The organism is Yersinia sp. 2466 StPb PI (genome assembly GCF_041538325.1).
Lineage (GTDB): Bacteria > Pseudomonadota > Gammaproteobacteria > Enterobacterales > Enterobacteriaceae > Yersinia > Yersinia enterocolitica_E.
In genome coordinates this window covers 3579308-3594517 of record NZ_JAULSL010000001.1, presented here as the reverse complement: position 1 = coordinate 3594517, position 15210 = coordinate 3579308, and the positions used below count along the sequence as shown (strand labels likewise).

Genomic DNA, 15210 nt, shown 5'->3' with positions numbered 1-15210 from the left:
TTACCGAGTAATAAATAGTAAGGGGATAATTGTAGCCACACTATTAATTTTAGTTGTATGGATAGCTAGACATTCATCCGAATGTCTCATCGTGGCAATATTAAGGTAGGATATATGAGATCTGTATCACGTTCTACCAAATTTAAACGTAATAACCAGATGGTTTTTTTAGAACAGAAATAGAGGAGAGGCTGAGCAGCCTCTCGATGATAAATTCAATAGTTAGATGACTTTATGTGGGCCGAAACATTCATAATGTATATGCGCGGATGCTACCCCTTGCGCCAATAACTGGCTGCCAGCATATTGCATAAATGCCAGCGGGCCACAGAAATAATAATGTCTATTGGGATCGGCCGCCAGCCACTGATGTGAACTGAGATCCATCAGCCCTTGGCTGTGATAATCATCACCGGCACGGTCCTGAGCGGTGGGTTCGCGGTACCACACGTGGCGGCTAAGATTCGGCATATTCTGTGCAAGGGTCGCGACTTCATCGGCAAACGCGTGTACCCGGCCATTTTCAGCGGCATGTAGCCAATGTATCGGCGCTGCATGTTGGTTATCATGAAGGGTATTGAGCATACTTAACATTGGCGTCTGGCCGACACCGGCAGAAATCAATGCAACAGGCGTTTCTGGTGAGATATCGAGAAAGAAATCGCCACGAGGGGGAGCGATACGTACACTATCTCCTTCGTGCAGTTGCTGGTGTAAATAGTTAGAAACTGTGCCTTGTTCTTCGCGTTTCACCGCAATACGGTAAGTCTTGCCATTGGGTGCCGCAGTGAGTGAGTATTGGCGGATTTCCTGATATTCAAGTTGTTCATCTTCAATATAAATCCCCAGATATTGCCCCGGTTTGAAATCCAATACCCGGCCACCGTCTTCCGGCGCTAACACAAAGCTGCAAATCACCTCGCTCTGCATCTCTTTTTTAATGATACGAAAACGGCGTAAGGTCCGCCAGCCACCGGTGCTGGCCTCTCCCTGCTGATAAATCTGACTTTCTCGCTGAATAAAAACATCTGCCAACACACCATAGGCCTTACCCCAGGCATCTAACACTTCTTGGCCGGGGGAGAACATCTCATCCAGAGTGCTGATCAGATGATGGCCGACAATGGCATAGTGCTCAGGTTGAATATTCAGGCTGGTATGTTTCTGAGCAATACGCTCAACAGCGGGCAGTAGTGCAGCCAAATTATCGATATTGGCTGCATAGGCGCAAATCGCATTAAACAGAGCTTCACGCTGATCGCCATTAAACTGATTACTCATATTGAAAATGTGCTTCAGCTCAGGGTTGTGCTCAAACATGCGATCATAAAAATGTGCAGTGAGTTTGGGGCCGGTGGCTGCAAGTAACGGAATGGTGGACTGAACGGTAGCGATGGTTTGGTTATCTAGCATGGTGTGCTCCTTATTCCCGTGGTACTCGGCGTCACAGCGGTTTTGTTACTCGGCCCATCTACGAGCCTTGCTGCCACGCTAATTACTTTGGGTATTATAGTGTGTAAATCAATACATGTATTTTAAATGCATCTTATAGATTGCACCCTAATTTGTAAATGCAGATTCCACTTATAAGGGATTACCTTGACGTGTCAGCTCACAGAATGTGAAAAAATCACATGATGAATATGAGGATAATTCCATTGCACTGGATGAAGTCTGAACAGGTCAAAGCCTTACGCAGTCTGAAGCCAATCGTTTGCGTAAAAACCTCTGTCAAGACCTATCTTACCGGGGGGGAAACAGTTTACACTGTGGGCTAGAACCCAAACGGGTAGCCCACTAGGTATAACTTGTTAGCTAAGTCAGGAGAGCCGGATGTTAAAGCGTGAAATGAACATTGCCGATTATGATGCAGATTTATGGCGTGCAATGGAGCAAGAAGTGGTGCGCCAGGAAGAGCACATTGAGCTGATTGCCTCTGAGAACTACACCAGCCCGCGTGTTATGCAGGCGCAAGGTTCTCAGTTGACGAATAAATATGCTGAAGGTTATCCAGGCAAACGTTACTACGGTGGCTGTGAGTATGTTGACGTTGTTGAGCAACTGGCCATTGACCGTGCTAAGGCGTTGTTCGGTGCCGATTACGCTAACGTTCAGCCACATTCCGGTTCTCAGGCAAACGTCTCTGTTTACTCTGCATTGCTGCAACCCGGTGATACTGTATTGGGGATGAACCTGGCCCATGGCGGCCACCTGACCCACGGCTCACCGGTTAACTTCTCCGGTAAACTGTACAATATCGTACCTTACGGTATCGATGAATCTGGTCAGATTGATTATGAAGATCTGGCGCGTCAGGCCGAAATTCATAAACCAAAAATGATTATCGGTGGCTTCTCCGCTTATTCCGGTATCGTTGATTGGGCAAAAATGCGTGAAATCGCTGATAGCATCGACGCATGGTTCTTTGTCGATATGGCTCACGTAGCAGGTCTGGTTGCTGCTGGCGTTTATCCTAACCCAGTTCCACATGCACATGTCGTTACCACGACCACGCACAAAACATTGGCTGGCCCACGTGGCGGTCTGATCTTGGCGAAAGGCGGTGATGAAGATCTGTACAAGAAACTGAACTCTTCTGTTTTCCCTGGTAACCAGGGTGGCCCATTGATGCATGTTATTGCCGGTAAAGCGGTAGCATTGAAAGAAGCCATGGAGCCTGAGTTCAAAATTTACCAGCAACAAGTAGTTAACAATGCCAAAGCGATGGTGTCAGTGTTCCAGGAGCGCGGCTATAAAGTGGTTTCTGGTGGTACTGAGAACCACCTGTTCCTGTTGGATCTGGTGGATAAAGATATCACCGGTAAAGACGCCGATGCCGCTTTGGGCCGTGCGAATATTACCGTGAACAAAAACAGCGTACCTAATGATCCAAGAAGTCCGTTTGTGACTTCAGGCGTGCGTATCGGTAGCCCAGCGATTACCCGCCGTGGCTTCAAAGAAGCGGAATCTCGCGAACTGGCTGGCTGGATGTGTGATGTGTTGGATAACATCAACGATGAAGCAACCATTGAGCGCGTGAAACAGAAAGTACTGGCTATCTGCGCCCGCTTACCGGTTTACGCATAATATTGCTGGATATCGTTAAGCTGTAATGAAAACCCGCGAATGCGGGTTTTTTTATATCTGATATTGATATCTGTAGCGTGAATGTAACGATGCGATAGCGGCCGCGCAATCTGTTGTTACTTTGTAAATTACCCTATTTAAATGTGAAGTTCATCTCAAACTGTATGTTTGCATAATTACAACGTTGCCAGCGGAAGAGGCCTCTGTCACAGTATCGGGCTGAGCCTGGAGGGATTCATGGTATTGCAATCAACACGTTGGCTGTCGCTCAGCTATTTCACCTATTTTTTTTCTTATGGCATTTTCCTGCCTTTTTGGGGCATCTGGTTACAAGGGGAAGGCATTCCACCGGAAACCATTGGTATCTTGCTGGGCGCCGGTTTAATCTCCCGTTTCCTTGGCAGTCTGATCATTGCCCCCAGCGTCAAAGATCCTTCTCATCTGGTGACAGCAATCCGAATTTTGGCACTACTGACATTGGCCTTTGCGGTGGGTTTTTGGTTTGGTAATGGTTGGGCCTGGTTGATGGTGGTTATTGCGGGTTTTAACCTGTTTTTTGGCCCACTAGTGCCACTGACCGATGCGTTGGCGGCCACCTGGCAGAAACAGATAACCATGGATTACGGCAAGGTCCGGCTGTGGGGGTCACTGGCTTTTGTTATCGGTTCGGCATTGACCGGTAAGCTGGTCTCTGTTTGGGGCCACACGGCTATTCTCTATAGCCTGACTTTCGGTATCGCCGCCATGTTACTCGGGGCGCTCCTCAAACCCAGTATTATGCCGCAGGGTGAGATTAAACATCGTAATGTTGTCGCCACCCACTGGAAAGTATTACTGTCTGAGCCACAGGTCTGGCGTTTTTTACTCTGCGTGACCCTATTACAAGGTGCGCATGCCGGTTATTACAGTTTTAGCTCTATTTACTGGCAAGATGCTGGTTATTCCGCCGCCACCATTGGTTATTTATGGTCGTTGGGCGTGGTCGCTGAGATTCTGGTGTTCGCATTTAGCAATGTACTATTTCGCCGCTGGACTGCCCGCAGCTTATTACTGCTTTCGGCGATCACCGGGATAGTGCGCTGGAGCTTAATGGCATCAACCACCGAATTGCCGTGGTTGATCTTGATTCAGATTTTACATTGTGGCTCGTTTACTGTCTGCCACTTGGCAGCCATGCGTTTTATTGCCGCGCGACGTGGGCCGGATGTGATCCGTTTACAGTCAGTTTATTCTGCACTGGCGATGGGCGGGGGAATTGCGGTCATGACGGTGATCTCCGGTTTCCTGTTTGAGCATTATCAGGGAGGGGTGTTCTGGGTTATGGCATTGATTGTGATCCCGGCACTGTTTATTCGCCCTCGGGTAGTGCCGAGTCAGCCAGAGTCTGCCAGTTAAGGCAGCTCCAACACACTGCGTAACTGCTTGTTTTGTTGCTCAGTGAGCGGTAGTAGTACCTGAATCAGCGGGGGCGTTGATTCAGGTTGCCGTACGGCATACGGTGTGAGCACCACAGTAGTACCGGGCGGGGCACCCGATTGCAGATAAACGTCGTGGGGTAAATATTTAATATGTAATGGCAGTAAGGTTAACTCACGTACCTGCTGTTCCACTTGCTCTTCCAATTCTGGGTTATTCCGCGTCAGCAGTAAAATCTGCTTTTCCTGTAATGCATTTTCCTGCATCAGCCAGGCACCAAAGCTAATGGCAATCAGACCGACTTCGTCGACAGAAAATTGAATCTGATATTCCTGTTCAAAAGTAGCCAGCGCCTGTCGCGTGGTTCGTAACAGCCGCGGGTATTTTTGGATAACTTCTTCCAACAAAGAATTATCAATCCCGATATTGAAATAACAGCGCTCAATTGCGGGAGCGAGATGGGCAAAAAGTTGGCTGATAAGTGCTTCATTGCTACTGAGTGTCATCCCCGAAAGTTGCTGAAAATGCGTGATCAATTGGTGAATGGCGTTGATTAGACGGGCATCTTCCGCTGATTGAGTGCTGTGATAGCTGTGTGCTTTAATCATCGTTAGCATCAGAATCAGCATATCCCGTTCAACTCTATTCAGCGCATGACCTAATAACGGATTAAATGAATCAAACAAGCTGTCAGCCGCCGCCAGTGCGGGTTTGCATTCTAACCACTGTTGCTGAGTGGGTGATAATTCCGGCAACACCTGCTGTCGATTTTCCCAAGCACAATAAGCCAAATACAGTTGTAAAAACTGACGGTCTTTTTCATTTAACTGTCGACTGAGATGGGGTTCACATTGGCTGATTATCTGTGGCAGATGCTGCGATAGCACCGTGTTATCCCATGACAAAGCCTGATACAGGTGGGGAGCAAACTGGTTCTCAACGAAATGCGGGCAATAGCGTAACCCACGCCGTAGCCAATGAATTAGGCACAGCCTTTTATCAAGATGGCTACCGTGAATCAGACAACTATCGTCACTATCGGCGCTAAGCTGCAAATGGTAGAAACGCTGGATTTCATTAGCAACCTCGGTTATATCTTGCCGGGTAGTCGCTAGCCCGACGCCATTGAATTGGCTGATGGTGTCCAGTTGTACCTTGTGTGCAGGCATGAATAGCATCAGCACCATATGGCAGCGTCGTTGTTGACCGGATAGCGGTTGATCGGATAACTGGGGCACAGAGGGAGTGTCCAAGCTCATATAACCTTCCGTGATGAATGTGTTGTTGTTTATCAGGCTTAAGCATAGCAAAAGAGATTCTATTCGGTTTAGTGGGGCTCTGGGCTTTTACATCGACTTATAACTTACATCACAGTTTTCCCCGTAGTGCTTGAGCTATAGGGTCGTTAGCTGACTGCCTGCCGGTAACACCAATGACTTTGGGCACATCATAAAATATCTAAGGATTGATTAATGTGTGATATGTTATACCATAACAATATGATGGTTAAACGACGGATAGCTTTGCTGCTGGCGGGGGGGATTTTTGTTTATAGCCAGTTGGCGCAGGCCCATCCGCACAGTTTTATTGATATGGATGCCACTTTCGTTAGCGATAAACAGATGCTGGTGGGGATGAAAATGGTATGGACTATGGATGAAATCACATCTGCCGATCTGTTATATGATGCAGAAAATGCCAAAAGTGACTCTGAAATCTGGAAAAAACTGGCGGCTGAAGTGATGGCTAATGTGCTGGGGCAGCATTATTTCACCGATATTTATCGTGACGGTAAACCGGTGAAATATAAAAACTTACCAACAGAGTATCACTTATCCCGCAAGGGGCATCAGGCAGTTTTAGAGTTTATTTTGCCACTGGCAGAACCCCAACCGTTGGCGGGGAAGCCTTTCATCATCTCCACTTACGACCCGACCTATTTTGTTGACATGACCTATGCGGGCAACAAGGCGGTAAGGTTATCAACTGACATGGAGAAAAGTTGCCAGTTAACCTTATTTACCCCAGATCCCAATGCTTCGTTACAAGCGTATGCATTATCGTTGGATAAAAGTGATTCGCCAGGAGAAGACATGGAACTAGGAAAACAGTTTGCACAGCGGGTTACCGTACAATGTCAGTAGGTATCACGGCAGTTTCACGCCCCCGGCACTGGCTGATAAATTTATGGCCGCTAATACTGTTTTTACTGATCTTAGCCTGTGCAGCCCAGCTGGCATGGCTTTATTGGCCTGAGATGCTTTTCAAAACAGTCGTTTGGCAGAAAAGCATGCATCAGCAGATGGCCCAATTACTGCAACAAGTTAAAGCTAATCCCCATCAGACTGGTTTTACATTGATGATGTTTAGCCTGATTTATGGCGTATTGCATGCAATGGGGCCGGGGCATGGCAAAGTGGTGATTATCACTTATTTGGCGACCCATCCGGCACAATTAAAAGAGAGTCTGAAGCTAACTTTTGCCGCCTCACTATTGCAAGGTGGTGTGGCTATCTTGTTGGTAACGTTACTGCTGGGTGTTTTACAACTCTCATCACGGTATTTGCATCAAAGCAGTTTCTGGTTGGAGAAGGGCAGTTTTCTGCTGGTTATCGCACTGGGGGTTTTGCTGTGTTTACGGGCCTTAAAGCGTCTTTATCAGCAGATTAAACTGCTCAAACCGCAAAAAGTCAGCATCCAACGTATACAACCGTTGCCTGCCAACCATGTTCATAGTGACCATTGTGGTTGTGGGCATCGCCATCTCCCTAGTGCTCAAGAGCTACAAGCTGGTGATGACTGGCGCACTCGTCTGGCGATTGTTCTGGCGATGGGGATGCGGCCCTGTTCCGGCGCGATTATGGTGCTGTTATTTGCCAAAGTGATCGGCGTCTACGGGTGGGGGATTTTGTCAGCGATAGCGATGGCAATCGGAACATCCCTGACCATTTCGCTACTGGCGCTGTTTGTCCATTATGCGCGGCGTCTGGCGGTGTACTTAAGCCGTAATCGTGCACCGGTAGCCTGGGGGGCTATTGCGTGGTCTACTCTGGCATTAACCGGCGGGATTATTCTGCTGTTTGCCGGTGTGCTGCTCTATCTTTCTAGTCAGCCGGAGTTTATCGGCGGCATACGGCCCTTTGGCCGCTAAAGTTAACAAAGAAAAAAGGCAGTCAGGATTAGCCGACTGGCTTTTTTTATATGGCTGGATGCGTATATACCCTATAGATTTCAAGGTGTAGGAAGGCGGCAAACAAGAGAACCCCGAATCACTTACTCGAGTAAGTGATTCGGGTGAACGAGAGCAGCCAACACACCTGCAATTTGAAAGATGACGGGTATATGATATTAACGTTTCAATGCATCACTAATCTCATCGCTCATCGCTTGAACGATAGATTTAACAATACGTGGATTACCGGCTACGATATTGCCAGAACTGAAATGGTTATGACCGCCAGCAAAGTCAGTCACGATACCGCCAGACTCACGTACCAACAGTTCGCCACCAGCAAAATCCCATGGCTTCAGACCAATCTCAAAGAAACCGTCAACACGGCCAGCGGCCACATAAGCCAGATCCAGCGCCGCTGAACCGGTGCGACGAAAATCTGCACACTGTTCAAACAGTTTACCCACCACGCGCAGATAAGCTGGCGCATGTTGTTTTACTTTGAATGGGAAGCCGGTCGCCAGAATAGTGCCGTCTAAATCTTTAGCATTGGTGCCGCGCAGACGATAACCGTTTAATTGCGCGCCCTGACCACGGGTGGCTGTAAACAATTCGTTACGCATTGGGTCATAAACGACTGCCACTTCGGTACGGCCTTTGATGCGTACAGCGATAGAAACAGCGAAATGAGGGAGGCGTTTGATGAAGTTGGTAGTGCCATCCAGTGGATCAATAACCCATTGTACATCATCGTCTTCACCAACCAACTCACCGCACTCTTCACCAATAATGGTGTGTTTTGGGTAAGATTTACGGATGACCTCGACAATCAGGCGCTCTGCATCACGGTCTACATTAGTAACAAAGTCGTTAGTCCCTTTCTGGCTCGCTTCGACAGCGTCCGGGGTTTCATAATTTTTGGCAATCAGGTTACCGGCCTTACGCGCAGCGCGTATGGCGATAGTCAGCATCGGATGCATGGGTATCTTCCACTAGGATGTTAAAGAACGAGAAACGGGGCGCAGTATAGCAGGGGTTCTGATAAATGCCTATACCCGTCACCCTTCAAGATGCAGAGGTGTTGGCTGCCCTTATTTGCCCTGGTCACTTAGTTATCTAAGCTCCCAGGGACTCACTCGGTTGCCGCCTGCCTGCAACTCGAAGTAGCTTGGGTATATGTCTGTGTTAAGATATGGCGATTCCCCGTTATCTTCAGAGTTTGTATGCTACACAATATTCGTATCGTTTTGGTCGAAACCTCGCACACCGGCAATATGGGTTCAACAGCCAGAGCCATGAAAACCATGGGATTAACCAACTTGTATCTGGTTAACCCTTTAGTCAAACCCGATTCGCAGGCGATTGCGCTATCTGCCGGCGCCAGTGATGTCATTGGTAATGCTACTATTGTCGATACTTTAGATGAAGCATTGGCTGGGTGTAGTCTGGTTGTCGGTACCAGTGCCCGTTCACGCACCTTGCCTTGGCCAATGTTAGAGCCGCGTGAATGTGGTGTGCGCAGCGCCCACGAAGCAGAACATGCTCCGGTTGCATTGGTATTTGGCCGCGAGCGGGTAGGGCTGACGAATGATGAACTACAGAAATGCCATTATCATGTGGCGATCCCGGCAAACCCCGAATACAGTTCATTAAATTTGGCGATGGCGGTACAAATTTTAGCCTATGAAGTGCGGGTAGCATTCCTTGATCGCCAGCAGGCTGCGGCACCGGTAATAGAAGAAGAGGAAGCTCCTTATCCTTTGGTAGATGATCTGGAGCGCTTTTATCTGCATTTGGAGCAGGTGTTATCCCATACTGGTTTTATCCGACAGGCACATCCAGGCCAGATTATGAGTAAATTGCGCCGTCTGTTTACCCGTGCACGCCCAGAGGCTCAAGAGCTAAATATCTTGCGCGGTATGCTGACATCCATTGAAAAACAGGATAAATACCCACAGCATGATGCGGGTGAAAGTGCGTTAGATAACAAAAAATAAGGTTTTATATCAATTGGTTATTATTAAAATCCTGCCATATTATTCAAAATGGAATAGGTTAATAATACTTGAGTAAATTACTAGGTTAAATAGTTGACTAAAACAGTCAAGAATGTCAGAATTCTGGCTTGTTTTCACCAACAGGTAATTTTAGCTATGAGACTGACATCCAAAGGCCGTTATGCCGTGACCGCCATGCTTGATGTGGCATTACATTCCCAGGACGGGCCAGTTCCTCTGGCAGATATTTCTGAACGCCAAGGGATCTCATTATCCTATTTGGAACAACTGTTTTCACGGTTACGCAAAAATGGCTTAGTTGCCAGCGTTCGTGGTCCAGGTGGCGGTTACCTGCTGGGCAAAGATGCATCAGCAATCGCGGTAGGTGCAGTAATCACCGCCGTAGACGAATCTGTCGATGCTACCCGTTGTCAGGGTAAAGAAGGCTGTCAGGGCGGTGATCGTTGCCTGACTCACACCTTGTGGCGTGATCTGAGTGAGCGCATCAGCAGCTTCCTTAACAATATTACGCTGGCAGAGCTGGTGAATAACCAAGATATCCTAGAGGTTGCGGATCGTCAGAATAACGATACGCGCCGTACGGCTAATGGCCGACCGCAAGAGACGATTAACGTCAATCTGCGCGCATAAGCAGAATCTGCGGAATTTTACGTTTTGGAAGTGATGTACGGAGCATAAGAGCAATGACCGAATCAAAAATAAAGACACCGATCTATCTGGATTATGCAGCAACCACCCCGGTAGACCCTCGTGTCGCTGAAAAAATGATGCAGTATCTGACTCTGGACGGTATTTTCGGTAACCCCGCCTCGCGTTCTCATAAGTTCGGTTGGCAGGCAGAAGAAGCCGTTGATATTGCACGTAATGATATTGCTGCTCTGGTAGGTGCTGACCCTCGTGAGATTGTCTTCACCTCCGGTGCAACTGAGTCTGATAACCTCGCAATAAAAGGTGCGGCTAATTTCTATCAAAAGAAAGGCAAGCACATCATCACCTGTAAAACCGAACATAAAGCGGTGCTGGATACCTGTCGTCAACTGGAGCGTGAAGGCTTCGACGTGACTTATCTGGCACCACAGTCAAACGGTATTATCGACCTGAAACAGCTTGAAGCGGCCATGCGTGAAGACACCATTTTGGTCTCTATCATGCACGTGAATAATGAAATCGGTGTGGTGCAGGATATCGCTGAAATCGGCGAAATGTGCCGCAGTCGCGGGATCATTTTCCACGTCGATGCAACGCAAAGTGTTGGTAAATTACCGATTGATCTGAGCAAACTGAAAGTTGATTTGATGTCCTTCTCAGCCCATAAAGTTTATGGTCCGATGGGCATTGGCGCGCTGTTTGTTCGCCGTAAACCACGTATTCGCATCGAAGCACAACAGCACGGTGGTGGTCATGAGCGTGGTATGCGCTCAGGCACCTTGCCAGTCCATCAGATAGCCGGTATGGGTGAAGCTTACCGTATCGCCAAAGAAGAGATGGAAAGCGAAGCTGCGCGTCTGCGCTCACTGCGCCTGCGTTTGTGGAATGGTTTGAAAGATATCGAAGAAGTTTACCTGAATGGCGATTTAGAGAATGGCGCACCTGGCATTCTGAACATTAGCTTCAACTATGTTGAAGGTGAGTCGCTGATCATGGCACTGAAAGATCTGGCTGTTTCATCAGGTTCAGCCTGTACCTCCGCGAGTCTGGAACCTTCTTATGTGTTGCGTGCGTTGGGGATGAACGACGAACTGGCTCACAGTTCAATTCGTTTCTCTCTGGGGCGTTTCACCACTCAAGAAGAGGTAGATTACGCCATTGCACTGGTGCGTAAATCTATTGGCCGTCTGCGTGATTTGTCCCCGTTATGGGATATGTTCAAACAGGGCGTGGATATCAGCAGCATTGAATGGTCTCACCATTAATTCCAGACTTTAAGACTCAGGAGTAATCACATGGCTTACAGCGAAAAAGTAATCGATCATTACGAAAATCCACGCAACGTCGGTTCATTCGACAACGCAGACCCTACTATTGGTAGTGGCATGGTTGGCGCACCCGCTTGTGGTGATGTCATGAAATTGCAGATCAAAGTCAACGAAGCCGGTATTATTGAAGATGCTCGTTTCAAGACTTATGGTTGCGGTTCAGCCATTGCTTCCAGCTCTCTGGTAACTGAATGGATGAAGGGCAAATCTCTCGATCAGGCTGAAGCGATCAAAAATACTCAAATCGCTGAAGAACTGGAGTTACCGCCAGTCAAAATTCACTGCTCGATTCTGGCAGAAGATGCCATTAAAGCAGCTATCGCCGACTACAAAAGCAAACATACTGCCAAGTAGTTGTAACATAGGTTATCAATTGTTAGCAGAGTTGAGGAAGGTGTATGTCGATATCAATCAGCGACAGTGCTGCACAACGGGTCAGTGCCTTTTTAAATCACCGTGGTAAAGGCTTGGGTCTGCGCTTGGGCGTAAGGACATCGGGCTGCTCTGGTATGGCATATGTACTCGAATTTGTTGATGAAATGAACGACGATGACGTCATTTTTGAAGACAAAGGTGTGAAAGTGATCATCGACGGCAAAAGCATGGTCTATCTTGATGGCACCGAATTAGATTTCGTCAAGGAAGGGCTGAACGAAGGCTTTAAGTTTAACAATCCGAATGTCTCAAGTGAGTGCGGATGTGGTGAAAGCTTTAACGTTTGACTCCTGTTTTTGTTTCTACCTCAGGCACTTGTGCTTCATACAGCTCTCTTGCATAACAAGAGGGCTGTATAATATTTGCTAAGTCATCACTATATTCCAGAGCATGCTATGGATTACTTCACATTGTTCGGGCTGCCGCCCCGCTATCTGGTTGACGGCAACCAACTCACTACCCGCTATCAGGAATTACAACGTCAATTCCACCCTGACCGTTTTGCTAACCAGCCTGAACGCGAGCGTTTAGCCTCGTTGCAACAAGCCGCAACCATCAATGACGCTTACCAAACCCTCAAGCATCCGTTAAAACGTGCCGAGTATATGTTATCTTTGCAGGGTTTTGATTTAGGCAATGAACAGCACACCATGCGTGATACTGCGTTTCTGATAGAGCAGTTGGAACTGCGTGAAGAGCTTGATGAGATTGAACGCAAACCCGATGCTGAAACGCAGCTTGCTGCATTCGGTAGCCGCTTAGCATTGATGACACAAACGCGCAGTCAGCAAATGGTGGAGCAACTGGATAAGCAACAGTGGGAACTGGCGGCTGATACTGTGCGTAAATTGCGTTTTTTGGATAAGTTACAACAGCAGGTTGAACAACTTGAAGAGCGCCTGTTTGATGACTTTTCCTGAGTGCCTGATAAGGTAATGAAATTGTATCTAATTGATAAGAATAAATAAAATTCAATTTATTGATGACTGCAATGCCCAGCTACTTCTTATTAGGGCGCGTCACTAACGTTTTTATATGCTCTAAATAATTCGAGTTGCAGGAAGGCGGCAAGTGAATGAGTCCCGATGAGTTGACGGGTGTCAATGATTCTGGTGACAAATCTGCCGGGAGCAGATTTGAACGCTGCTCGCAGCGGCCTCGTAGAGGCGAGGCCTATGGATGGGCCGAGTAACGAACGTAGCCAACGAATATGCAGCTTGAAGTATGACGAGTATAGATTGATGGAAGCTCAACATGGCCTTATTACAAATTAGTGAGCCTGGTTTAACTGCGCAGCCGCATCAACGTCGGCTGGCCGCAGGCATAGACTTAGGTACGACCAATTCATTGGTCGCCACCGTGCGTAGCGGTAAAGCACAAACGCTGGTTGATGAGCAACAGCGGGATCTTTTGCCCTCAGTGGTTCATTATCAAGCAAATAGTATTGATGTTGGTTGGAATGCCCGCAATTTGGCGGCATTGGACCCAGTCAATACCATCAGTTCAATTAAACGTATGATAGGTCGCTCTTTGGCAGATATCGTACAGCGCTATCCTAATCTTCCTTACCAATTCCAGCCCAGCGAAAATGGCTTGCCGATGATCCAGACTGCCAGCGGGTTGGTGAATCCGATCCAGGTGTCTGCTGATATTCTTAAAGTATTGTCTGCACGTGCCCAAGCGGCACTGAGTGGTGATCTGGATGGTGTCGTGATCACTGTGCCGGCGTATTTTGATGACGCTCAGCGTCAGGGTACCAAAGATGCGGCACGTCTGGCGGGGCTACATGTATTACGTCTGCTTAATGAGCCGACCGCAGCGGCAATTGCCTATGGCCTGGATTCAGGTCAGGAAGGGGTGATTGCCGTTTATGATCTTGGCGGTGGCACCTTTGATATCTCTATTTTGCGTTTGAGCCGTGGTGTGTTCGAAGTGTTGGCAACCGGTGGTGATTCTGCCCTGGGGGGCGATGACTTTGACCATCTATTAGCCGATTGGCTGCGTGAACGAGCAGGTATTGACTCCCGTGATGATCATGGTATTCAGCGGCAATTACTTGATGCCGCGATCGCGGCTAAAATCGCGTTGAGTGACGCCGAGGTTGTAGATGTCTCTGTTGCTGGCTGGCAGGGGCAAATAACCCGTGGGCAGTTTGAATCGCTGATTGCAGCGTTAATCAAACGGACATTAATGTCTTGTCGCCGTGCGTTGAAAGATGCCGCAGTGACTCCTGATGAGGTGCTGGAAGTGGTGATGGTTGGTGGTTCAACCCGTGTGCCGCTGGTGCGTGAGCAAGTCGGGCAATTCTTTGGCCGCACGCCGCTAACCTCGATTGATCCCGATAAAGTTGTGGCGATCGGTGCCGCCATCCAGGCCGATATTTTAGTGGGTAATAAGCCCGATAGTGACATGCTGCTGCTTGACGTTATCCCGCTCTCATTGGGGCTGGAAACCATGGGCGGCCTGGTGGAAAAAGTTATTCCGCGCAATACCACTATTCCAGTGGCCCGCGCGCAGGAGTTCACCACCTTTAAAGATGGGCAGAGTGGGATGAACATCCATGTGCTGCAAGGCGAGCGTGAATTGGTGCAAGATTGTCGTTCATTAGCCCGCTTTACCTTGCGTGGCCTACCGCCACTCCCTGCAGGAGGTGCGCATATTCGTGTTACTTTCCAGGTAGATGCTGACGGGTTATTGAGTGTTACCGCGATGGAGAAGTCCACCGGTGTTGAGGCATCGATTCAGGTTAAGCCATCCTATGGACTATCTGATGATGAAATTGCCAATATGATTAAAGATTCGATGGCGAATGCGCAAAGTGATGTCAGTGCGCGTAAGTTAGCGGAACAACAGGTCGAAGCATCCCGTGTGCTGGAGAGTTTACAAGGCGCATTGGCAGAAGATGCAGCATTACTCAGTGAGCAAGAAAGTACCGCTATCGCTCAGGCGATGGCCTTATTACAGCAGCAGATGCAGGGTAACGACCCACACGCAATCGAAGCTGCGATCAAAGCGTTAGATGCGCAAACGCAAGATTTTGCTGCGCGCCGGATGGATGCTTCCATTCGCCGTGCGTTGGCTGGTCATTCAGTGGATGAGGTTTAAT

13 protein-coding genes and 1 pseudogene are annotated in these 15210 nt (G+C 48.2%); 11 read left to right on the top strand and 3 right to left on the bottom strand.

The window, feature by feature from the left end:
* Positions 1-222 precede the first annotated feature (222 nt).
* Positions 223-1422: pseudogene (gene hmpA, locus Q2T72_RS16250) on the bottom strand (NO-inducible flavohemoprotein); the annotation flags it as partial.
* Between the two features lie 411 nt (positions 1423-1833).
* Between hmpA and glyA the strand changes: the two are divergent.
* Together glyA and Q2T72_RS16240 are read left to right on the top strand one after the other, a co-directional pair.
* Complete coding sequence (gene glyA, locus Q2T72_RS16245; RefSeq protein ID WP_372559680.1) at positions 1834-3087, top strand: serine hydroxymethyltransferase; 1254 nt, start codon at positions 1834-1836, stop codon at positions 3085-3087.
* A 237-nt stretch (positions 3088-3324) separates the two neighbouring features.
* Positions 3325-4482, top strand: a complete 1158-nt coding sequence (locus tag Q2T72_RS16240) for a 3-phenylpropionate MFS transporter (protein WP_372559679.1) — start codon at positions 3325-3327, stop codon at positions 4480-4482.
* Here the strand turns inward: Q2T72_RS16240 and csiE are convergent.
* Positions 4479-5762, bottom strand: coding sequence for a stationary phase inducible protein CsiE (csiE, locus tag Q2T72_RS16235; RefSeq protein ID WP_083163167.1), 1284 nt, complete (start codon positions 5760-5762; stop codon positions 4479-4481). The genes Q2T72_RS16240 and csiE overlap by 4 nt on opposite strands.
* 213 nt (positions 5763-5975) lie before the next feature.
* On the opposite strand from csiE, the gene Q2T72_RS16230 reads away from it, so the two are divergent.
* A complete protein-coding gene (locus Q2T72_RS16230; RefSeq protein WP_372569473.1) occupies positions 5976-6647 on the top strand; it encodes a DUF1007 family protein in 672 nt (223 codons plus the stop codon).
* Positions 6638-7654 carry a nickel/cobalt transporter gene (locus tag Q2T72_RS16225; protein WP_372569472.1) on the top strand — a complete coding sequence of 339 codons (1017 nt, stop codon included), beginning with the start codon at positions 6638-6640 and terminating at the stop codon, positions 7652-7654. Before Q2T72_RS16230 ends, Q2T72_RS16225 begins: the two co-directional genes overlap by 10 nt.
* Before the next feature lie 197 nt (positions 7655-7851).
* On the opposite strand, the gene suhB is transcribed toward Q2T72_RS16225, so the two are convergent.
* Positions 7852-8655, bottom strand: coding sequence for an inositol-1-monophosphatase (suhB, locus tag Q2T72_RS16220; protein WP_005192722.1), 804 nt, complete (start codon positions 8653-8655; stop codon positions 7852-7854).
* A 243-nt stretch (positions 8656-8898) separates the two neighbouring features.
* Here suhB and trmJ point away from each other — a divergent pair, with 243 nt between their 5' ends.
* From trmJ to hscA, 7 genes are all read left to right on the top strand, one after another.
* Positions 8899-9672 carry a tRNA (cytosine(32)/uridine(32)-2'-O)-methyltransferase TrmJ gene (gene trmJ / locus Q2T72_RS16215; protein ID WP_372569471.1) on the top strand — a complete coding sequence of 258 codons (774 nt, stop codon included), beginning with the start codon at positions 8899-8901 and terminating at the stop codon, positions 9670-9672.
* A gap of 156 nt (positions 9673-9828) precedes the next feature.
* Complete coding sequence (gene iscR / locus Q2T72_RS16210) at positions 9829-10323, top strand: Fe-S cluster assembly transcriptional regulator IscR (protein ID WP_004707916.1); 495 nt, start codon at positions 9829-9831, stop codon at positions 10321-10323.
* Between the two features lie 68 nt (positions 10324-10391).
* On the top strand, positions 10392-11606 hold the full coding sequence (locus Q2T72_RS16205; RefSeq protein WP_083164132.1) for an IscS subfamily cysteine desulfurase: 1215 nt from the start codon (positions 10392-10394) through the stop codon (positions 11604-11606).
* A gap of 30 nt (positions 11607-11636) precedes the next feature.
* Positions 11637-12023 (top strand): Fe-S cluster assembly scaffold IscU, encoded by a 387-nt coding sequence (gene iscU / locus Q2T72_RS16200; RefSeq protein ID WP_005159510.1) that lies wholly within the window; start codon positions 11637-11639, stop codon positions 12021-12023.
* 44 nt (positions 12024-12067) lie between these two features.
* The gene (gene iscA, locus Q2T72_RS16195; protein WP_005192709.1) at positions 12068-12391 is read left to right on the top strand and encodes an iron-sulfur cluster assembly protein IscA; all 324 of its coding nucleotides are present in this window, start codon (positions 12068-12070) and stop codon (positions 12389-12391) included.
* Between the two features lie 108 nt (positions 12392-12499).
* Complete coding sequence (gene hscB, locus Q2T72_RS16190; RefSeq protein WP_083163175.1) at positions 12500-13024, top strand: co-chaperone HscB; 525 nt, start codon at positions 12500-12502, stop codon at positions 13022-13024.
* A gap of 334 nt (positions 13025-13358) precedes the next feature.
* A complete protein-coding gene (gene hscA / locus Q2T72_RS16185) occupies positions 13359-15209 on the top strand; it encodes a Fe-S protein assembly chaperone HscA (RefSeq protein WP_083163177.1) in 1851 nt (616 codons plus the stop codon).
* Position 15210: the final 1 nt, after the last annotated feature.